We start from the raw sequence: 19,752 nt of genomic DNA, 5'->3' as shown, positions 1-19,752 counted from the left end.
CCGCGGGGCCGTCGGCCTAGCGGGCGTCCTCCCGCATCATCCGGGCGGCCTTCTCGGCGATCATCATGGTCGGCGAGTTGGTGTTGCCCGAGGTGATGGTCGGCATCACCGAGGCGTCGGCGATGCGCAGGCCCTCGACTCCACGCACCCGCAGCCGCGCGTCCACCACCGCCAGCGGATCGTCGGCCAGCCCCATCCGGGCCGTGCCGACCGGATGGAAGATGGTCGTGCCCAGGGCCCGGGCGGCGGCCAGCAGTTCCTCGTCGGTGCGCGCCTGCGCGCCCGGCCCGCGCTCGACGGGTCCGAACCGCGCCAGGGGCTCGCGCCCGACGATGCGGCGGACCAGCTTCAGGCTCTCCACCGCCACCCGCTCGTCGTGCGGATGCGACAGGTAGTTGGGCTGGATCGCCGGGGGCGCGGCCGGATCAGGGCTGGCCGCGTGGATCGATCCGCGGCTTGCGGGCCGCAGGTTGCACACGCTGATCGTGATGGCGGGAAACGGGTGCAGCGGCTCGCCGAACCGGTCCAGCGACAGGGGCTGCACGTGGAACTGCAGGTCCGGGGTCGCCACCTCGGGCGAGGAACGCGCGAAGGCGCCCATCTGGCTCGGCGCCATCGACATCGGCCCGCGCCGCAGGGCGGCGTACTCCAGCGCCATCAAGGGCCTGCGCCAGAGCGAGGCGTAGAGCGCGTTCATCGTCGGCACGCCCCTCACCTGGAAGTACGGGCGGATCTGCAGGTGGTCCTGCAGGTTCTCGCCCACCCCCGGCAGATGCGCGCGGGCCTCGATCCCCAGGCTGCGCAGCCGCTCGCCGTCTCCCAGCCCCGATCGCTCCAGCAACGCCGGCGTGGCCACCGCTCCGGCGGCCGCCACCACTTCGCCGTTGGCCCGGGCGTGGTGGGCCACGCCCTTGCGCAGCCAGGAGACGCCCACGGCCCGGCCCTCCTCGATGATCAGCCGCGAGGCCAGCGCCCCCGTGACGAGCTTCAGGTTGGGCCGCTTCAGGGCCGGCTTCAGGAAGCCGCGAGCCGCGCTCCAGCGCACGCCGGCCTTCTGGTTCACCTGGAAATAGCCGCTGCCGAAGTTGTCGCCGCCGTTGAAATCCGCCGTCGAGGGGATGCCCTCGGCCGCCGCGGCCTGGGCGAAGGCGTCCAGAACCGCCCAGCGCATGCGCGGATGCTCCACCCGCCAGGGGCCGCCTGCGCGGTGCAGCGGGCCGGGCGGAGCGATGTGGTCCTCCTGGTCCAGGAACAGCGGCAGCACGTCGTCCCAGCCCCAGCCGGTCAGGCCCATCTGGCGCCAGCCGTCGTAGTCCGCCGACTGGCCGCGCATGTAGATCATGGCGTTGATCGCCGAGCAGCCGCCGATCACCTTGCCCCGGGGGTACTTCAGGGTGCGCCCGTCCAGCCCCGGCACGGGGTCCGTCTCGAACATCCAGTCCGAGCGCGGGTTGCCGATGGTGAACAGATACCCCACCGGCACGTGGAACCAGATCCAGTCGTCGTGGCCGCCGGCTTCCAGCACCAGCACCCGCCGGCGCGGATCGGCGGAGAGCCGTTCGGCCAGGACGCACCCGGCCGAGCCCGCGCCGATGACGATGTAGTCGTAGGCCTCGGCCATGTGCGGCGTCCCTCCGTGGCGGCCCTGGTGTAGCGGGCCGCCGCGGCTGGTGAAACCATCGCGGCGCCTGCGCCTTGTCCAGGGGCGGAGCGGGACCCGAGGATGGAGCTGGACAAGATCGCCGCCACGGCGGCCGCAGCCCTGGAGAGCGACTGGGCGCACCTGGCCGTCGGGCTGTTCCTGGTGTGGCTGGCGGCCAACCTGGTGCGCCGCTTCGTCACCGACCGGGTCGGCGACGCCGACCACCGATACAAGCTGCGCAAGGCCTTCACCTTCCTGAGCTACCTGGCCGCGGTCCTGGTCACGGCCGCCGTGTTCAGCCGCCAGCTCGGCGGCCTCAGCGTGGCCTTCGGCGTGGCCGGGGCGGGGATCGCCTTCGCCTTGCAGGAAGTGATCGCCTCGGTCGCCGGCTGGCTGGCGATCATGTTCGGCGGCTTCTTCAAGGTGGGCGACCGGGTCCAGCTCGGCGGCATCAAGGGCGACGTCATCGACATCGGCGTCCTGCGCACCACGGTCATGCAGATCGGCGAATGGGTGGACGCGGACCAGTACAACGGCCGCATCGTGCGGGTGGCCAACTCCTTCGTTTTCAAGGAGCCGGTGTACAACTACTCGGCGGACTTCCCCTTCCTGTGGGACGAGATCCTGGTGCCCATCAAGTACGGCTCCGACCACGCCTTCGCCCGCCGGCTCATCCAGTCGGTCGCCGAGGAGGTGGTCGGCGGCTACGCCCGGGAGGCCGAGGCGGCCTGGGCCCTCGTGCGCGGCCGCTATCTCACCGAGCCCGCCGGCGTGGAGCCTGTCGTCTCCCTCGTCGCCAACGAGAACTGGATCGCCTTCACCCTGCGCTATGTGGTCGACTACAAGTCCCGCCGCTCCACCAAGGACCGGCTGTTCACCCGTCTGCTCGAGGAGATCGACGCCGCGGGCGACCGGGTGGGCGTGGCGGCCGCCACCCTCAACATTGAAAAGCTCGCCCCGCTGGAGGTGCGCCTGCGCCCGGCCGCCGACGGCCAGGCCGCCGCCTCCTAGGCGCCGGGACGGCGGGCGATCCCCCGCCGCCGAACGTCTTGCCGGCTCTTTGGCGCTGGAAGGCGGCTCAGGCCTTGCGCACGAACTCGGCTCGCAGCACCAGCCCCTTGATGGCGTCGTGGCGGCAGTCGATCTCCTGGGGATCGCCGGTCAAGCGAATGGAGCGGATCACGGTGCCGCGCTTCAGCGTCTGGCCCGCGCCCTTGACCTCCAGGTCCTTGATCAGCACCACCTTGTCGCCGTCGGCCAGCAGGTTGCCGGCGCTGTCGCGCACTTCCACGCGGGACGCCGCCTCGGCCTTGGTCTGCGCCTCGGCGGCGCTGATCCATTCGCCGGTCTCCTCGTCGAAGACGTAGTCCTCGCCGCTCATGGTCAGGCTCCTTCCGCGCTGCGCGAGGCGTCATAGGCGCTGGACCCGCCCCCTGTCACCCGTCCTTCGCCACGCTTCACCCTCGGGCCGAGAGGGATAAGCTCCCGGGCGAGGGAGGCCAGCCCCATCTCCATCGGCTACTACGACCAGAACGCCCGTCCGTTCTTCGAGGACACCGCCGCCGCGCGAATGGACGACCTCCACGCCCGGGTCCTGGCCCACGTCCCGGCCGGCGGGCGGGTGCTGGACGCCGGCTGCGGCTCGGGGCGCGACGCCCTGGCCTTCCACAGGGCCGGCTACCAGGTACAGGCCTTCGACGGTTCGGCGGCGATGGTCGCCCTGGCGCGCGAGCACACGGGCCTCGCCGTCCGCCAGATGCGCTTCGAAGAGGTGGAGGGGCCGGACGCCTTCGGCGGCGGCTTCGACCTTGTCTGGGCCAGCGCCACCCTGCTGCACGTCCCCCGCGCCGAGCTCGTGGCGACCAGCGGCCGCCTCGTCGGCCTCCTGAATCCCGGCGGCGTCCTCTTCGCCTCCTTCAAGCAAGGCGAGACAGAGCGCGAAAAGAACGGCCGCCGCTTCACCGACATGACCGAGTCAATGCTCGCCGACTTCATCGCGGCGCTGGGCCTGGACCTCCTCGACCTCTGGAGCGGCGACGACGCGCGGCCGGGACGCGAGGGGGAGCGGTGGGTGAGCGGGGTTGGGCGGCGAGGCTGATCAATCGCCGGCGTAGTCGGGGTGATGCCTTTGGGGGTGCCTGACGACCCAGCGTTTTCCGTCGTACTCGTCGTAGAGCGCTGAATCAGATTCCTGATGCTCGAGCCGCGTGCCGACCGGGCAGCCTAAGGACGGAAGATGCGCGCGAAGAAGCTCCAGGGCTGCCGATACGTCGTGCGCGTCCACATCGACCCCGCACGACAGGATATCTCGGGACCCATCGGCCTTTTCGGCGCTCATCAGCGTGCCACCGCCGCTGACCCAACGGAGGCCTGACAACTGGAGCTCGGCTTCCAGGTGCGTTTCGTAGCGCTCCTCCCGCACCCCTGGCTCAATCGCCTCAGGAAGATGGATGAAGACCAGGCTCGTCTCGGAACCTTGTCGACGGCCTTTGGCTGCAAGAATGATCGCAGTCGGTCGATGATGTTCATTTCCTGGCTCCTGCCGCGACGTTGGTGGAGGCGATAGCCGGATTCCACTTTGAGTGGATGTCACCCTCCTCTCAAACTCCGCACCAGGTCCTGCGCGTACGGCCTCAGCGCCTCCAGGTTCCGCACGCAGATGGTGAGGTCGCGGACCGCCCAGTCGTCGGCCAGTTCGACGACGGCCAGGCCCAGGGCGGGTGCCGTGCGCGCGGCGGTGGTGTGGGGCACGACGCCGACGCCCACGCCCGCCTGCACCAGGCGGCAGACGGCGTCGAAGCTGCGCAGCTGCACGCGCAGCATCAGCGGTCGGCCGAGGCGCGCGGCCTTGTCCGAGAGGAACCGCTGCAGGGCGCTGGCGCGGTCCAGCCCCACGAACTCGTAGTCGAGCACGTCGGCGAAGGCGGCCCGGGGCGCGGCGGCCAGGGGATGGCCGGCGGGCGCCACCACCACGAAGCGGTCCGAGCGGAAGGGATAGGTCTCCAGCGTCCCCACCTCCACCGTGCCGGCGACGATGCCGATGTCCGCGGCGCCCTCGGCGATCAGGCCGACGATCTCGTCCGACAGCCGCTCCTCCAGGTCGATGCGCACGTTCGGGTGTTCGGCCAGGAAGGCGGCCAGGGCCTCGGGCAGGAATTCGGTGGAGGCGTTGGTGTTGGCCAGCACCCTGACCTCGCCGAACACCCCCTTGGTGAAGGCGCCCAGGTCCTCGCGCAGGCGCGCGTTCATCTCCAGCATCGCCCGGGCGTGCTTGACCAGGGTGCGGCCGGCCTGGGTCGGGACCACGCCGGAGCGGGTGCGGGTCAGCAGCGCCGCGCCAATTTCGGCCTCCATCGCGCGGATGCGGGCCGAGGCGGCTCCAAGCGCCAGCCGGGCCCGCTCCGCCCCGTGGGTGATCGAGCCCGCCTCCACCACCTCGACGAACAGGCCAAGGTCGGTCAGGTCGAAACGCACGAAAGAAGGCCCCTGTGCTGCACGTGTCTGTGGCTCCCGGAGGCGACGGCCCAACCGCCGGCCTTCGCGCATCGCGAAGGCACCATACCGCAAATGCGCATTGTCATGGGCGTTTTCGTCGCTAAGCGTTCGCGTGGGGCGAAGTGCGCGGGCCGGTCGGTCACGTGGCGGCAGCCCCGCCGGTTCGTTGACAGGGGCCGGGCGCGGCTTAAAAGCGGACGCGCCGAACGCCCCGAGAGCGCCCGGCCAGACGCCATCGGAAAGCGAAGATGACCGACGCGACACCACGCCTTCGGGCCCGCCCCCTTTCGCCGCACCTGCAGGTCTGGCGCTGGCACATCACCATGCTGACCTCGATCCTGCACCGCGTCAGCGGCGTGGGCCTCTACGTCGGGGCGCTGATCCTGGCCGCCTGGGCCGTCTGCCTGGCCGCCGGGCCGGACGCCTACGGCGCCTTCAAGGCGGTGCTGGGTTCTCCGCTGGGCAAGCTGGTGCTGTTCGCCCTGACGGCGGGGCTGTTCTACCACCTGGCCAACGGCGTCCGGCACCTGACCTGGGACGCCGGCAAGGGCCTTGACGTGAAGAGCGCCAACGCCTCGGCGGTGTTCGCCCTGACCTTCACCGTGGTCGCCACCCTGGCGGTCTGGGCCATCGCCTTCATGACGGGAGCCGCCTGATGAGCAGCTATCGCACGCCCCTGTCGCGGGCCCGGGGCCTGGGCGCGGCCAAGCACGGCGTCGGCCACTGGATCGCCGAGCGCGTCAGCGCCATCGCCCTGGTCCCGCTGGTCTTGTGGGCCGTGTTCGCCGGCCTGCGTCTGGCCGGCACGGACTACGCCGGCGCGGTGGCCTGGCTGGGTGAAAGCCCGCTCAATCCGGTGCTGCTGACGCTGATGATCGCCGTCGGCTTCTGGCACATGCACGCGGGCCTGCGGGTGGTGGTCGAGGACTACATCCACAAGCCCAGCTCCAAGGCGGCCCTGCTGATCCTCAACCTCTTCGTCTGCGCCCTGGCCGGGGCGTTGGCGGTGTTCTCCATCCTCAAGGTCGCGCTGGGAGGCGCTTGAGAGGTCCCATGGCGACTTACGAATTCATCGACCACAAGTTCGACGTCGTGGTGGTGGGCGCCGGCGGCTCGGGCCTTCGCGCCGCCCTCGGCTGCGCCCAGGCGGGGCTGAAGACAGCCTGCATCAGCAAGGTCTTCCCCACCCGTTCGCACACCGTCGCCGCCCAGGGCGGCATCTCGGCCAGCCTCGGCAACATGGGCGAGGACGACTGGCGCTGGCACATGTACGACACCGTCAAGGGGTCGGACTGGCTGGGCGACCAGGACGCCATCGAATACCTGTGCCGCAACGCGCCGGCCGCGGTCTACGAGCTCGAGCACTGGGGCGTGCCATTCTCCCGCACGCCTGAGGGCCGGATCTACCAGCGGGCCTTCGGCGGCATGACGCGCAACTACGGCGAGGCCCCGATCCAGCGCACCTGCGCGGCGGCCGACCGCACCGGCCACGCCATGCTGCACACCATGTACGGCCAGTCCCTGGCGCACGACACCGAGTTCTTCATCGAGTACTTCGCCCTCGACCTGATCATGGACGAGGGCGCCTGCCGCGGCGTCACCGCCTGGAAGCTCGACGACGGCACCCTGCACCGCTTCCAGGCCCAGCTCGTGATCCTGGCCACCGGCGGCTACGGGCGGGCCTATTTCTCGGCCACCAGCGCCCACACCTGCACCGGCGACGGCAACGCCATGGTGCTGCGCGCCGGCCTGCCGCTGCAGGACATGGAGTTCGTGCAGTTCCACCCCACCGGCATCTACGGCGCCGGCTGCCTGATCACCGAAGGCGCCCGGGGCGAGGGCGGCTATCTCACCAATTCCGAGGGCGAGCGCTTCATGGAGCGCTACGCCCCCAGCGTGAAGGACCTGGCGCCCCGCGACATGGTCAGCCGCGCCATGACCATGGAGATCCGCGAGGGCCGCGGCGTGGGACCGAACAAGGACCACATCTTCCTGCACCTGGACCACTTGGACCCGAAGATCCTGCACCAGCGCCTGCCGGGCATCTCCGAGAGCGCCAAGATCTTCTCCGGGGTGGACGTCACCAAGGAGCCGATCCCGGTGCTGCCGACGGTGCACTACAACATGGGCGGCATCCCCACGAACTTCTACTCGGAGGTGGTCACTCGCGAGGGCGCCGATCCGGACAAGGTGGTCCCCGGCCTGATGGCCGTGGGCGAGGCGGCCTGCGTCTCGGTGCACGGCGCCAACCGCCTGGGCTCCAACTCCCTGATCGACCTCGTGGTGTTCGGCCGCTCGGCGGCCCTGCGCGCGGCCGACACGGTCAAGGCCGGCGCCAGCCAACCCGAGCTCAAGCCGGCGATGACCGAGTCGCACCTCGCCCGGTTCGACAAGCTGCGCAACGCCTCCGGCGGCACGCCGACGGCGAAGCTGCGCCTTGAGATGCAGCGCGCCATGCAGGAGGACGCCGCCGTCTTCCGCACAGGCGAAAGCCTGGCCTCCGGCGTCCAGCGCCTGCAGGCCGTGCACGACAAGCGCGCGGACCTGTCGGTCACCGACCGCGGCCTAGTCTGGAACACCGACCTGATGGAGACCCTGGAGCTCGATAACCTGATCGGCCAGGCCATCGTCACGGTGAACGGCGCCCTCAACCGCACCGAAAGCCGCGGCGCCCATGCGCGCGAGGACTATCCGGACCGCGACGACGAGGCCTGGATGAAGCACACCCTGGCCTGGTTCGACGACACGACCGGCAAGGTGCGGCTGGACGACCGTCCGGTGCACAGCTTCACCATGACCAACGACATCGCCTACATCCCGCCCAAGGCCCGGGTCTACTGATGGCGACCGCCCGCCGCCAACGCCCGACCGTTTCCATCGAGGATCGCGCCTGATGGTCCAGCTTTCGCTGCCGAAGAACTCCCGCGTCACCAAGGGCCGCCACCACCCGGCGCCGGCGGGGGCCAAGAACGTCAAGACCTTCCGCATCTACCGCTATGATCCGGAGGGGAACGAGAACCCGCGCTGGGACACCTACGACGTGGATGTCGACGCCTGCGGCCCCATGGTCCTGGACGTGCTGATCCACATCAAGAACACCATGGACTCGACCCTGGCGTTCCGCCGCTCGTGCCGCGAAGGCGTGTGCGGCTCGTGCGCCATGAACATCGGCGGGCGCAACACCCTGGCCTGCACCCACGGCCACGCCGACGAGCCGGCCCGCGAGGTGCAGATCAGTCCGCTGCCGTCGATGCCGGTGGTCAAGGACCTGATCCCGGACCTGACGCTGTTCTACGCCCAGTACGCCTCGATCGAGCCCTGGCTGCACACCGAGACGCCCGAGCCGCAGCGCGAGTGGATCCAGAGCCCGGAGGACCGCGAGAAGCTCGACGGCCTCTACGAGTGCATCCTCTGCGCCTGCTGCACCACCTCGTGCCCGAGCTACTGGTGGAACGGCGACCGCTACCTGGGCCCGGCCGCCCTGCTGCACGCCTATCGCTGGCTGATCGACAGCCGCGACGAGGCCACCGGCGAGCGCCTGGACGAGCTGGAAGATCCGTTCAAGCTCTACCGCTGCCACACGATCATGAACTGCGCCCAGGTCTGCCCCAAGGGCCTGAACCCGGCCAAGGCGATCGCCGAGGTCAAGAAGATGCTGGCCGACCGGGTGGTGTGACGGTCGGCCCGCGGCGAAGCTCGTCGATTCAAGGGGTTGCGATAATCCCCCTGATGCGGGGGAATGAGCGGGTCTTGAGTATGACGCCGGAACCCGCCAAAAAATAACGGCGATAAGTTGACGCCGGCGTCACTTTTGTGCATCCGGGGAGGGATGAGCGACGTGACCGCACATGTGGTGATCCTGGGCGCCGGCCACGCCGGCGGGACGGCGGCCGCGCTCCTGCGCCAGTATGGCCATGAGGGCCCCATCACCCTCATCGGCGAGGAGCCGATCGCCCCCTACCAGCGCCCGCCGCTGTCCAAGGCCTGGCTCAAGGGCGAGGCGGACGCCGACAGCCTGGCGCTCAAGCCCGTGGAATTCTACGCCGAGAACGGGATCGACTTCCGCCCCGGCGTGCGCGGGGTCTCCCTCGACCGGGGCGCGAAAAGGCTTGCCCTCTCCAATGGCGAGACGGTCGGCTACGACGTGCTGATCCTGGCCACCGGCGCCCGGCCCATCGCCCTGCCGATCGAAGGCGCCGACCTTCAGGGCGTGCTCTTCCTGCGCACGGCGGAGGACGCCGAGAAGCTGAAGGCGGCCCTGGGTCCGGGCAAGCGCCTGGCCGTGGTTGGCGGCGGCTACATTGGCCTGGAAGCGGCGGCCAGCGCCCGCGCCCTGGGCGCCGAGGCCGTGGTGCTCGAGCGTGAGCCGCGCCTGCTCGCCCGCGTCGCCTGCGAGACGCTGTCGACCTTCTTCAAGACCTATCACGAGGCCCATGGCGTCGCCTTCGAGCTCGGCGCCGCCGTCACCGCCTTCCGGGGCGAAAACGGCCGTGTCACCGGCGTGATCCTCTCCGACGGACGGGTGATCGACTGCGACGCGGCCCTGGTCGGGGTCGGCGCGCGTCCCAACGACGAGATCGCCGAGGATTCCGGCCTCGAGTGCGCCCGCGGCGTCGTGGTCGACCTGTCGGCCCGCACCTCCGACCCTTCGATCTATGCGATCGGCGACGTGGCCCACCGGCCGATGCCGATCTATGACCGCATGTTCCGCATGGAGAGCGTGCCCAACGCCCTGGAACAGGCCAAGCAGGCGGCCTGCGCCATCACCGGCCGCGCCCCGCCGCCGGGCGAGACGCCCTGGCAGTGGTCCGACCAGTACGACATCAAGCTGCAGATCGCCGGCTACCCCTTCGACGTGGACGAGGTGCTGGTGCGCGGCGATCCCGCCAGCGGCAAGTTCGCCGTCTTCCATCTGAAGGGCGACCAGGTCCAGGCGGTCGAGGCGATCAATTCGCCGCCCGAGTTCATGATGGGCCGCCAGCTCATCGGAAACCGCAGGCCCGTGAACCGGAGCAAGCTTGCGGACCCATCAGTTTCCATGAAAGAGGTCGCGGCGTAGCCGCACAACGGGGAAGAAATGGCCAAGATCACCTACATCGAACACAGCGGCGCCGAGCACGTCGTGGACGTCAAGACCGGCCTGTCGGTGATGGAAGGCGCGGTGAAGAACAACATCCCGGGCATCGACGCCGACTGCGGCGGCGCCTGCGCCTGCGCCACCTGCCACGTCTATGTCGACGCCGCCTGGCTGGCGAAGACCGGCGACAAGTCGGCCATGGAGGAGTCGATGCTCGACTTCGCCGAAGGCGTCGAGGACAACAGCCGCCTGTCCTGCCAGATCAAGGTCACCGACGACCTCGACGGCCTGGTGGTCCGCCTCCCGGAAAGCCAGCACTAATACGGCCAGGCGACGGCGCGCCGCCCGGCGCGTCCGCGCGGCACGGTGCGCCCCCAGCCCTCCGCGGGCCCTGGAACGGCCGCCCTCGGCGCGTCCGCCTCAGCGTGATCGCGCGTCGAAGTAGCGGACGTCCGGCTCGTCGCGGTCCCAATCGGCCCTGGATGCGCAGAAAAGGTGCGTGCGAACGCCCTTGCCGAGGGGCGTGTCCAGTGTGCCTGCCGTGACATAGACGTTCGTGTCGTCCACTTCGGCCGGCAGCGGCGTGCCGCAGGTTTGGCAGCGGGTGATGGAATAGGTCTCGCGCAGGACATAGGTGACCGCGTGGTCTTCGCCCCTCAACCAGCGGAAGCGCGCCTTCGGCACGATCAGGATCGCGTTGCCGATCGAGCCCGTGACCTTGCGGCAAAGCGAGCAGTGGCAAATCCAGACGCCGTCCAGATCGCCCTCGATCTCATAGGCCCTCGCGCCACACAGACAGCCGCCCCTTCGCACGGTCATCACCCAATCCCCCTCGCGCATCATGGGCCCTCGTCCGGGCCCGCGTCCCTGAATCAACAGAGCGCGGCCCGCGGCGGATCGCAATGGCACGCCGGGCCTGGCCGAGGCGCCACGCCCGTTCCTCGGGCGGGCCGGGAGGGCGATGCTCGCTTCCAGGGGCGCTCCCCGTGCTAAGCCATGCGGCTCGGTAAAGGGGGAGCGCTCATGGACGGGCCCACGTCGCATTTTTACTTCTCTCAGCGGCTGCGGCTGCACTACGTCGACTGGGGCAACGAAGGGGCGCCGCCCCTGCTCCTGGTGCATGGCGGGCGCGACCACTGCCGCAACTGGGACTGGGTCGCCGAGCGGCTGCGCGACCGCTACCACGTGGTCGCGCCGGACCTGCGCGGGCACGGCGAAAGCGCCTGGGCCGTCGGCGGCGGCTACGACATGGCCGCCTATGTTTACGACCTGGCGCAGCTCGTCCACCAGAAGGCCCTGGCCCCGGTGACCATCATCTCCCACTCCCTTGGGGCGGGGATCGCGCTCAACTACTGCGGCGCCTTCCCCGAGGCGGCCGCCAGGATCGTGGCCATCGAGGGGCTGGGTCCCTCGCCGACCGTGATGGCCGAGCAGGCCAAACGCACGGTCGATGCGCGCCTGCGTGATTGGATCGCCGACCGCCGGCGGAACTCGGGCCGCACGCCGCGCCGATACGCCAGCCTCGACGATGCGGTCGCCCGCATGGCCGAAGAGAACCCCCACCTGTCGCCCGAACAGGCGCGCCACCTCACCGTCTACGGCGCCCATCAGAACGAGGACGGCACCTGGAGCTGGAAGTTCGACAACCACGCCCGCTTCGGCGGCGGGCCGGGCGGGCTCAGCCACCCCGACCAGCACGCCCTTTGGCGCAACATCGCCTGCCCGGTCCTGCTGGTGCGCGGAACCGAATCCTGGGCTTCCGACCCGGTGGTGGACGGTCGCATCCAGAACTTCCGCGACGCGCGCCTGGTGAATGTGGAGGGCGCCGGCCACTGGGTCCACCACGACCGCCTCGACGTCTTCATGGAGGCCGTCGAGGCGTTTCTGGCGACGTAGAGGCCGCCGGAGGTTGCGTCGAACAATCTTGGCGGGCGCCTTCGCGCGTGTCGGCCGGGCGGAGCGTCGGGGGCGTCCGCAGGGCCGCCGAAAACGGTGGCGCGTCCGGCGCCCTTCGGCCATGAGGGGCGGCCTGAAGCGAGGAGACCCATGAGCGCGCGCACACTCATCGAGAACCTGTCGCTGGAGCGGCTGGAGGTGAACCTGTTTCGCGGGCTGACACCGGGGGGCGAGGGGCGGCGGCGGATCTACGGCGGCCAGGTGATCGCCCAGGCGCTGCTGGCCGCCTACGAGACCGTGGAGGAGCGCCTGTGCCATTCGCTGCACTGCTACTTCATGCGGCCCGGCGATCCTTCCATCCCGATCGTCTTCGAGGTCGACCGCGCCCGCGATGGCGGCAGCTTCACGACCCGGCGGGTGATCGCCGTGCAGAAGGGCAAGCAGATCTTCAACCTTGCCGCCTCGTTCCAGGCGGTGGAGGAGGGCTTCGAGCACCAGCGGCCGATGCCGCCTGCGCCGGGCTGGGAGGGAGCGCCCCTGGACAGCGACTCCGACGATCCCGACGCAGAGCCGCTGGAGATCCGCCGCGTCGATCCCCGTTCAGGCCAGGGCGATCCGCCGGCCGAGCCGCGCCAGCAGGTGTGGATGCGCGCGCGCGAGCCGCTGCCCGCGGATCAGCGCCTGCACCAGGTGGTGCTGGCCTACGCCTCGGACATGACCTTGCTCGGCACCTCGCTGCGCCCGCACGGGGTGCACTGGAGCGAGCTGCAGTCGGCCAGCCTGGACCACGCCATGTGGTTCCACCGGCCGATCGACGCCAACGCCTGGCACCTGTTCGATCAGGAGAGCCCCTCGGCCAGCGGCGGGCGGGGCATGAACTTCGGCTATCTCTATGAGCCCTCCGGCGCGCTGGTGGCGACCTGCGCCCAGGAAGGCCTTATGCGGCGGCTCAAGCCAAGGACCTAGTGCCTCGGCAGAGCGCCGTAGGGGTGCTCGAACTGCATGGCGACGAACCGGGCGGTGGGCCGGCCGTAGGCCAGGCCGATCGCCTCGAAGGTCGCCCGGTCCGCGTCGGCTCCCGGCACGGAGACGCGGCGGTCGAAGGACTGCGGCCGCTGCGCCGAAGGGCTCAGGACCAGGCCGTGGCGCGAGGTCGCCGCCGCGTCGCCGACGGCCCACGCGGTCGAGCGATAGGTGCGCGACCAGCCGTCCAGCGCCGCGCCGAAGGCCAGCTCGTCCATGCCGCTCGCCAGCGGGAGGGCGACGTCCTCGTGCCGCCAGAACGCCAGCTTGTTGACCACCGTCAGCACCATGTTGCGAACGGTCAGGCGAAAGGCCTGCCCGTCGTGCCGCGGGTCCGGCGCGGGCATGCCGAGCCGCGCGGCGGTCGCCTGCATCACCGGCTCTCCAGCGAGTTCCCCGACCAGGTGCAGGGTCGCCGGCTCGGCGGCGCTAATCCCGGCGGTGGTGACGATCGGGCCGTCGGCCACCCAGCGCCGGTCGTCGCGCCAGGTCACGCCCGGATAGGCGCGGCTCAGGCGGCCGCGGCTGAACCAGTGGACGGTCGCCTCGCGCCCCTCCAGCAGGCCGGTCGCGGCCAGCACCTTGGCTCCGTTGCAGATGGACATCACCCGTGCGCCCAGGGCGGCCTGTTCCTTCAGCCAGGCCGTTCGCGCCGCGTCCTCCACTACGGACATGGCCGGGACGATGATCACGTCTGGCTGCGCCGCGGCGGCTTCGGCGAGGGTCATCTGCGGCGCGACCCAGGCGTGGCCCGGCGTCAGCCGCACCGGCGCGCGGGTGGGGGAGACCACCTTCACCTCCACCGCGCCGCTCTCGGCGAGGATGGCGTAGGGGGCGAGCACGTCGGGCGCCACCGTTCCGCGGGGGTCGGCGAGGATGGCGACGAAGGGCCGGGCCGCTGCGCCGCCCGCCAGGGTCAGCGCCAGCGTCAGGCCGGCGATCAGGCGAAACATCGGTGCGCTCCGAACGGCTGGACTGGATGAACGAAGGTTAGCGGCGGCCCCGGCTGGCCGAAATGACGTATTTCCCGCTCTTTCAGCCGTAAGCGTCGGCGTGGCGGCGCCGTTGACCCGGCCCCTGGGACCGGTCCGATAAGGGCGGGGTCACAGACCAGCGAGGTGATTCGTGAAACTGCCCGACCGGTTCCTCAGCCCCGCCGAAGCCGCCCGCCGGCTCGGCGTCTCCCCAAAAGCCCTGCGGCTCTACGAGCGGGCCGGACTCGTCGAGCCCGGGCGCACCGCAGCCGGCTGGCGCGCCTACGGCCCGACCGAGATGGCCCGCGCCGCCGAGGTTGCGGCCCTCCGCGCCCTCGGCCTCAGCCTCGCCGAAACCGCCCGGGTGCTCGCCGGCGACTGCGGCGGCCTGGAGCCCGCCCTCGCCGCCCACCAGGCCCAGCTCGAGGCGCAGGCGAAGGATCTGGCCGGCGCCATCGCCAAGGTCCGCGACCTCCGCGGCGGCCTCGCCCGCGGAGAGGCGCCCGGTCTGGCCGAGCTGGCGCGCCTGCGGCGTCCTGCGGCGGCCCCCTGCGTGGCCTTCGACCTGCCCTGGCCCTGGGGCGGCGAGCGGTTCGAGTTGTGCGAGATCGAGCCGATCACCTTCATCGTCGGCTCCCTGGGCAGCGGGAAGACGCGCCTGGCCCGCCGTCTGGCCGAAGCCCTGCCGGCGGCCGGGTTCCTCGGGCCCGAACGCCTGGAGGAGGACGAGACGGCGCTGAAGGCGCGGCTGGCGGCGGATCCGGAGTCGCAGGCCAGGGTGGAGGCGGCGCTGGCCTGGCTGTCGGAGGAGGGGGCCGAGCGCTCGGCGGCGCTGGTGGTCCTGCTTTGCGCCGTCGAGGACGGCGGGTCGGGCGCGCTCGTGGTCGACATGGTGGAGGACGGCCTGGGGGAGGCGACCCAGGAGGCGCTGATCGCCTGGCTCCGCCGGAGGGGGCCCGGCGCGCGGCCGCTGTTTCTGATGACCCGCTCTTCGGCGGTGCTGGACCCTTCCGAGGTCGGTCCGGGCGAGGCGATCATCCTCTGTCCCGCCAATCACAGCCCGCCTGTGCTGGTGACGCCCCGTCCCGGCGCGCCGGGCTTTGAGGCCCTGACGATGTGCCTGGCGCCGCCGGAGGTGCGCGCCCGCACCAGGGGCATGGTCGCCTGGCGCCCCGAAGCGGCCTGAAGATCCGGCTTTTCTGCGCAGGCTTGTCGGCGGCGGCGCCCCCCGCGCGTCCTACGGGCGTTTAGCCGTCAGAACGCTTTGAGGAGCGCCCATGCCCAAGATGATCTTCGTGAACCTGCCGGTGGCCGACCTCGCCGCCGCGACCAGCTTCTACGCCGCCCTCGGCTGCGAGAAGAACGACCAGTTCAGCGACGAGAACGCCTCCAGCATGGTGTGGTCCGAGGCGATCACCTTCATGCTGCTGACCCGCGACTATTTCTCCACCTTCCTGACGAGGCCGGTCGCCGACGCGCAATCGCAAACGGGCGTGCTGGTGGCCCTCAGCCGTGACACCCGCGCGGAGGTGGACGCCGTCGTCGAGGCCGGCGCCGCGGCCGGCGGCAAGGCCGACGCCCGGCCGCCGATGGACATGGGCTTCATGTACAATCGCCAGGTCGAGGATCCGGACGGCCATGTGCTGGAATTCGTCTGGATGGACATGGCCGGCTTCGAGGCCGCCAACGCCCCGGCCTGAGACCTGCCGTCAGGCGGGGCGGCCGACCGCCGCGGCGATCTGGGTCCGCAGCCAATCGAGCGCCACCTCGCGCGCGCGGCCTGGCGGCTTGCCCAGCATCTCCGAGAGCGAGCGGCCGAAGAGGCCCACCCCGATGGCCAGGATGACGCCGACGAGGACCAGGTCGCGCGCGGTCTCGGCGTCGAGGTCCGCCCCGGCCAGGCGGCTGGACACCACCTCCTCCACAGCTTCGCGCACGATCGTCAGGCGTTTGGCCTCGCCGGTCAGTTCGAGCCAGGCGGCGAGGCGGGCCGCGCCGCGGGCCTCGAAGGCGTCGAACAGGGCGGACCCTGCCGCTTCCCCTTGCCTCTGCGAGTCGTCGGCCCGCCCGCCCGCCGCCAGGACCTGATCCACCAGTTGGCGGATCATGCGCTCCATGAGGGCGGTCTGCACCCCGTCGACGGAGCCGAAGTGGTGGATGACCGTCGCATGGACGACGCCGGCGGCCGTCGCCACGTCGGCCAGCTTCAGGGCTTGCGGTCCCTTTTCCACGAGCAGCGCCTCGGCCGCGGCGAGGATGTTCTCCCGCGATTCCTCTGGCGTACGGCGCGTGCGCTTGCGGCCCGACGGCCTATCTATTGACATTTTTGTCGATATGATCTGATCTGGTGAAGCAAGCCCTCCTCCTATCGCGAAACCTCAGAGCCGCGCCATGACCGCAAAGACCACCCCCGCCGACGTCGACATCCAGCCCCGCGACCTCCGGTTCGATCTGGAGGGGGCCCGCCAGGGACACTGGCTGGGCGGCGATCCCGTCGGCACCGCCGTCTTCAACGCTCTGTCGCTGACCTTCCCGGACGGCGAGCGAATGTTCATGGACGCCGTCAGGCACTACCGGGGCCAGCTCAGCGGGAAGCTGGCCGAAGACGTGCGCGGCTTCATCGCTCAGGAGGCGATCCACTCGCGCGAGCACCACGCGCTGAACCAGCTCATCGACCGTGAACGCTACCCCGTGGCCGAGATCGAGGAGCACGTCCGCGCCCGTACGGCCCTGGCGCGCCAGCGCGGGCCGATGGCCATGCTGATCTCGACCATCGCGCTGGAGCATTTCACGGCCATGATGGCCGAGGCGCACATCGCCCATCAGGATCTGTTCGACGGCGCCGCGCCCGAGATCGAGCGGATGTGGCGCTGGCATGCGATGGAGGAGACCGAGCACAAGGCCGTGGCTTTCGACGTCTTCATGGAGGTGACGAAGGGCTGGTCTCCGTTCCTGCGCTATCGGCGGCGGGTGCTGTCCATGGCCGTGATCACCTTCGTGTTCAGCCGGAACATCACCCGCTTTGCGGCGCGGCTGCTGGAAGCCGACGGCTACGCGCCCGAAGCGGCCCTGAAGGCGGTGAAGCGGTTCGTCTGGAACAAGCCGGGTCTCTTCCGCCGCGGCTGGAAGACCTATCTGGCCTGGTATCGTCCCGGCTTCCATCCCTGGGACCAGGACACCCGCGCCACGGTCGCGGCGTGGCGGGCCGAATTCGACGCGGCGGCGGCGCAGCCTGCGGCGGCCTGACGCCGTCCGCCTAGAACTCGAGCTCGGGATGGGCGGCGCTGGCGGCGTCCGCCTCTTCCGGCAGGTGGCAGGTGAAGGCCGCGCCGGCGCCCGGTTCGCTTTCGAGCGCCACCCAGCCGCCATGCAGCTCGGTCAGGGCCTTGACCAGGGCCAGCCCCAGTCCGGGGCCGCCGCGGTCGCGGCCGATGAAGCGGTCGAAGATGTGCGCCTGGACGTGGAAGGGAATGCCGCGTCCGGTGTCGGCGACCTGGAGCTGGATTTCCCCCAGGGCCCGGCGGGCTGAAATCGTCACCTTGCCGCCCGGCGGCGTCTGGCGCAGGGCGTTCTCCACCAGGTGGTCGAGGATCTGGTCCAGGCGGCGCCGATCGCCGCGGATGAGGCCGATGTCGGCGGGATGCTCGACGACGATCTCCACCTTGCCGGCCTCGGCGTCCCGGCCCCAGCGCTCGGCCGCCGAGGCGAGAAGCTCGGCCACCCGTACGTCGCCGACGTCGAGAGCCATCTCATCGGCGTCGATCTGGGCCATGTCGAGCACGTCGTCGATCGATCGCGCGAGCTGGGTGGCCGCCGCGCGGACGGCCGCGGCGTGGGTGCGCCCGCGCTCCGACAGGTTCTCGCCGGAGTGCTCCAGCAGCTCGGAATAGCCGATGATCGTCGTCAGCGGCGTACGCAGCTCGTAGGAGACATTGCCGACGAAGTCGCGCTTCAGCCGCTCGGCCTCGGCCAGGGCGGCCGAACGGGCGGCGAGGGCGCTTTCCAGTTTGCGGGCGTCGGTCACATCGGTGAAGGCGATCAGGGTCGCCCCGTCGGGCAGGGGGCGCGACTGGTAGAGAACGATCCGGGAATCGGAGGTCCGCGCCTCTCCGGACATCGGCGCGCGGGCGCTGGGGTCGGGATCGCCGACCCGTCCCTTCAGTTCGCGCCAGAACGCCTGGTCGTGCAGGCGGCGGATGCAGAGTTCGACCACGCCCTCAAAATCGCCGGCGGCGTCGAGTTGCTGGGCGGTGGTGTTCCAGAACTGCTCGAAGGCCTCGTTGTGCAGGCGAAGCCGCCCGTCCGAACCGAACACGGCGACGGCGTCGTTGAGCTTGTCGAGCGTCGCCTGCTGGACCTGGATCTGGGCGTTGTACTGGGCCTTCAGACGCAGCTCCCCGGTGATGTCGGAGAACAGCAGCAGAAGGCCGCCCATCGGGTGAGGCTGGCGCACCACGCGCAGCGTGCGCCCGTCCGGCAGGCTCCACAGCTCGTCGGGCCCGGCGCCGAGGGCCTCGTAGCGGTCCAGTTCGGCGGCCTTCCACTTGGCGTAGTCGGCGGTCTCCGGCAGGCGCCGGCGCTGGCGCAGGCGGTCGAGCACCTCGCCGTGGGTGGGCCGCTCGGCCAGCCAGGCCGGCTCCAGGCCCCAAAGGTCGGCGAAGGCGGTGTTGTGGAAGGTCAGCCGTTTGCCGTGGGAGAAGATCGCCACCGCGTCGGCGATGTGGTTCAGCGTCTCGTCATGCGCAGCGACGTGGCGCTTGAGCGCCTCCCGCAGCTCCTCGGCCTCGGTGACGTCGTCGGTCCAGACGCTGACGCCGCCGCCTTCCAGCGGCTGGGCGGTGATGTGATAGGCGCGGCGGCGTCCGGCGGCCGTTACCCAGCGCATGGTCTCGCGGGTCTGGCCCAGGGCGGCGGCTTCCCGCACCAGGACGTCGACGCTGCGGTCGAAGGAAAGGCCGCGCTTGGCCGCATCGTCCAGGCTGGCGGCGTCGACCATGGCGAGCCAGGCGGCGTTGGCCCAGACGGCGGCGCCGTCGGCGGCGGCGATCCAGGCCGGATGGACGCGGGCATCGAGGAAGGCGGCGAAGCGCGGAGCCGTGGGCAGGCCCGCGTCCTCGCCCAGCACCGCCGACAGCCGCAGCCAGGCCAGGGCGCCCGCCGCGCGGCCCTCGACGGCCACCACGCCGCGCGGCCCACGGACCTCGAAGGCGCAGGCCTCGCCCCGCTCGAACAGGCCCTTCAGGCGGCGCGCATGGTCGGGATCGGCCCGCATCAGGGCGCCGACCAGCACCTGGGCGTCGGCGGACTTCAGGCCGAGGGCCTCGGCGCAGCTCGCCAGGCTCTCCTCGCCGGAGGCGAGCTGCGCCTGTCCGTCCTCCACCGACAGCAGGGCCGAATCGAAGGCTTCGGCGGACGACTGGGCGGCGGAGGCGCGCGCCTCCAGGTCGGCGATCTGGGCCTGCAGGGCGCCCAGGCGCTCGAGGTTCTGGCGCTTCTGGCTCAGCGTCCACAAGGTGGCGCAGATGGCTAGCGACACGGCCCCCGCCGTTGCCGCTAGGATCAGGTCAGGGGCGCTCATTCCGGCTCCATCGCCGCCTGGCCGCGACTATAGCGAATCATCCCAGGGGCACGATAAGCCGCCTCAC

At 70.9% G+C, this 19,752-nt stretch carries 21 protein-coding genes; 13 read left to right on the top strand and 8 right to left on the bottom strand.

The window, feature by feature from the left end:
* Positions 1 to 16: 16 nt before the first annotated feature.
* Positions 17 to 1,621 carry a GMC family oxidoreductase gene (locus tag ACK4YQ_RS02915; protein WP_409608100.1) on the bottom strand — a complete coding sequence of 535 codons (1,605 nt, stop codon included), beginning with the start codon at positions 1,619 to 1,621 and terminating at the stop codon, positions 17 to 19.
* 102 nt (positions 1,622 to 1,723) lie between these two features.
* Here ACK4YQ_RS02915 and ACK4YQ_RS02910 point away from each other — a divergent pair, with 102 nt between their 5' ends.
* Entirely contained in the window at positions 1,724 to 2,653 is a 930-nt protein-coding gene (locus tag ACK4YQ_RS02910) for a mechanosensitive ion channel family protein (protein ID WP_409608098.1), read from the top strand.
* 67 nt (positions 2,654 to 2,720) lie between these two features.
* Here ACK4YQ_RS02910 and ACK4YQ_RS02905 read toward each other — a convergent pair whose 3' ends face one another.
* Positions 2,721 to 2,933 carry an alkylphosphonate utilization protein gene (locus ACK4YQ_RS02905; RefSeq protein ID WP_409609504.1) on the bottom strand — a complete coding sequence of 71 codons (213 nt, stop codon included), beginning with the start codon at positions 2,931 to 2,933 and terminating at the stop codon, positions 2,721 to 2,723.
* Positions 2,934 to 3,212: 279 nt separating this feature from the next.
* On the opposite strand from ACK4YQ_RS02905, the gene ACK4YQ_RS02900 reads away from it, so the two are divergent.
* Positions 3,213 to 3,740, top strand: coding sequence for a class I SAM-dependent methyltransferase (locus ACK4YQ_RS02900; protein WP_409608096.1), 528 nt, complete (start codon positions 3,213 to 3,215; stop codon positions 3,738 to 3,740).
* On the opposite strand, the gene ACK4YQ_RS02895 is transcribed toward ACK4YQ_RS02900, so the two are convergent.
* Together ACK4YQ_RS02895 and ACK4YQ_RS02890 are read right to left on the bottom strand one after the other, a co-directional pair.
* Complete coding sequence (locus ACK4YQ_RS02895) at positions 3,741 to 4,064, bottom strand: hypothetical protein (RefSeq protein ID WP_409608094.1); 324 nt, start codon at positions 4,062 to 4,064, stop codon at positions 3,741 to 3,743.
* Positions 4,065 to 4,231: 167 nt separating this feature from the next.
* Positions 4,232 to 5,116: a LysR substrate-binding domain-containing protein gene (locus ACK4YQ_RS02890; RefSeq protein WP_409608092.1), complete on the bottom strand. Its 885-nt coding sequence runs from the start codon at positions 5,114 to 5,116 to the stop codon at positions 4,232 to 4,234.
* A 269-nt stretch (positions 5,117 to 5,385) separates the two neighbouring features.
* Here ACK4YQ_RS02890 and sdhC point away from each other — a divergent pair, with 269 nt between their 5' ends.
* The 6 genes from sdhC to ACK4YQ_RS02860 all read left to right on the top strand — a co-directional run bounded on the left by sdhC (position 5,386) and on the right by ACK4YQ_RS02860 (position 10,535).
* Positions 5,386 to 5,793 (top strand): succinate dehydrogenase, cytochrome b556 subunit, encoded by a 408-nt coding sequence (sdhC, locus tag ACK4YQ_RS02885; protein ID WP_409608090.1) that lies wholly within the window; start codon positions 5,386 to 5,388, stop codon positions 5,791 to 5,793.
* Positions 5,793 to 6,182, top strand: a complete 390-nt coding sequence (gene sdhD / locus ACK4YQ_RS02880; protein WP_409608088.1) for a succinate dehydrogenase, hydrophobic membrane anchor protein — start codon at positions 5,793 to 5,795, stop codon at positions 6,180 to 6,182. Before sdhC ends, sdhD begins: the two co-directional genes overlap by 1 nt.
* A gap of 8 nt (positions 6,183 to 6,190) precedes the next feature.
* On the top strand, positions 6,191 to 7,978 hold the full coding sequence (sdhA, locus tag ACK4YQ_RS02875; RefSeq protein WP_409608086.1) for a succinate dehydrogenase flavoprotein subunit: 1,788 nt from the start codon (positions 6,191 to 6,193) through the stop codon (positions 7,976 to 7,978).
* Positions 7,979 to 8,030: 52 nt separating this feature from the next.
* Positions 8,031 to 8,813, top strand: coding sequence for a succinate dehydrogenase iron-sulfur subunit (locus ACK4YQ_RS02870; protein WP_409608084.1), 783 nt, complete (start codon positions 8,031 to 8,033; stop codon positions 8,811 to 8,813).
* A 153-nt stretch (positions 8,814 to 8,966) separates the two neighbouring features.
* Positions 8,967 to 10,196, top strand: coding sequence for an NAD(P)/FAD-dependent oxidoreductase (locus ACK4YQ_RS02865; protein ID WP_409608082.1), 1,230 nt, complete (start codon positions 8,967 to 8,969; stop codon positions 10,194 to 10,196).
* A gap of 18 nt (positions 10,197 to 10,214) precedes the next feature.
* Positions 10,215 to 10,535 carry a 2Fe-2S iron-sulfur cluster-binding protein gene (locus ACK4YQ_RS02860; RefSeq protein ID WP_409608080.1) on the top strand — a complete coding sequence of 107 codons (321 nt, stop codon included), beginning with the start codon at positions 10,215 to 10,217 and terminating at the stop codon, positions 10,533 to 10,535.
* Between the two features lie 99 nt (positions 10,536 to 10,634).
* Here the strand turns inward: ACK4YQ_RS02860 and ACK4YQ_RS02855 are convergent, their stop codons facing one another.
* The gene (locus ACK4YQ_RS02855; protein WP_409608078.1) at positions 10,635 to 11,057 is read right to left on the bottom strand and encodes a GFA family protein; all 423 of its coding nucleotides are present in this window, start codon (positions 11,055 to 11,057) and stop codon (positions 10,635 to 10,637) included.
* Positions 11,058 to 11,237: 180 nt separating this feature from the next.
* Here ACK4YQ_RS02855 and ACK4YQ_RS02850 point away from each other — a divergent pair, with 180 nt between their 5' ends.
* Positions 11,238 to 12,110 (top strand): alpha/beta fold hydrolase, encoded by an 873-nt coding sequence (locus ACK4YQ_RS02850; protein ID WP_409608076.1) that lies wholly within the window; start codon positions 11,238 to 11,240, stop codon positions 12,108 to 12,110.
* A gap of 150 nt (positions 12,111 to 12,260) precedes the next feature.
* Entirely contained in the window at positions 12,261 to 13,076 is an 816-nt protein-coding gene (locus ACK4YQ_RS02845; protein ID WP_409608074.1) for an acyl-CoA thioesterase, read from the top strand.
* Here the strand turns inward: ACK4YQ_RS02845 and ACK4YQ_RS02840 are convergent.
* Entirely contained in the window at positions 13,073 to 14,086 is a 1,014-nt protein-coding gene (locus ACK4YQ_RS02840; protein WP_409608072.1) for a DJ-1/PfpI family protein, read from the bottom strand. The genes ACK4YQ_RS02845 and ACK4YQ_RS02840 overlap by 4 nt on opposite strands.
* Positions 14,087 to 14,258: 172 nt before the next feature.
* Between ACK4YQ_RS02840 and ACK4YQ_RS02835 the strand changes: the two genes are divergently transcribed.
* Complete coding sequence (locus tag ACK4YQ_RS02835; protein ID WP_409608070.1) at positions 14,259 to 15,293, top strand: MerR family transcriptional regulator; 1,035 nt, start codon at positions 14,259 to 14,261, stop codon at positions 15,291 to 15,293.
* 91 nt (positions 15,294 to 15,384) lie between these two features.
* On the top strand, positions 15,385 to 15,807 hold the full coding sequence (locus ACK4YQ_RS02830; protein ID WP_409608068.1) for a VOC family protein: 423 nt from the start codon (positions 15,385 to 15,387) through the stop codon (positions 15,805 to 15,807).
* A gap of 9 nt (positions 15,808 to 15,816) precedes the next feature.
* On the opposite strand, the gene ACK4YQ_RS02825 is transcribed toward ACK4YQ_RS02830, so the two are convergent.
* Complete coding sequence (locus ACK4YQ_RS02825) at positions 15,817 to 16,431, bottom strand: TetR/AcrR family transcriptional regulator (protein WP_409608066.1); 615 nt, start codon at positions 16,429 to 16,431, stop codon at positions 15,817 to 15,819.
* A gap of 67 nt (positions 16,432 to 16,498) precedes the next feature.
* Here ACK4YQ_RS02825 and ACK4YQ_RS02820 point away from each other — a divergent pair, with 67 nt between their 5' ends.
* On the top strand, positions 16,499 to 17,353 hold the full coding sequence (locus ACK4YQ_RS02820) for a metal-dependent hydrolase (RefSeq protein WP_409608064.1): 855 nt from the start codon (positions 16,499 to 16,501) through the stop codon (positions 17,351 to 17,353).
* 10 nt (positions 17,354 to 17,363) lie between these two features.
* Here the strand turns inward: ACK4YQ_RS02820 and ACK4YQ_RS02815 are convergent, their stop codons facing one another.
* Positions 17,364 to 19,685 carry an ATP-binding protein gene (locus ACK4YQ_RS02815; protein ID WP_409608062.1) on the bottom strand — a complete coding sequence of 774 codons (2,322 nt, stop codon included), beginning with the start codon at positions 19,683 to 19,685 and terminating at the stop codon, positions 17,364 to 17,366.
* Positions 19,686 to 19,752 lie beyond the last annotated feature (67 nt).

The sequence above is a fragment of the Phenylobacterium sp. genome (assembly GCF_046291545.1).
In the GTDB taxonomy this organism is placed as follows: domain Bacteria; phylum Pseudomonadota; class Alphaproteobacteria; order Caulobacterales; family Caulobacteraceae; genus Phenylobacterium.
The sequence above is the reverse complement of the archived record's forward strand: the minus strand, read 5'-3'. Positions and strand labels throughout refer to the sequence as shown.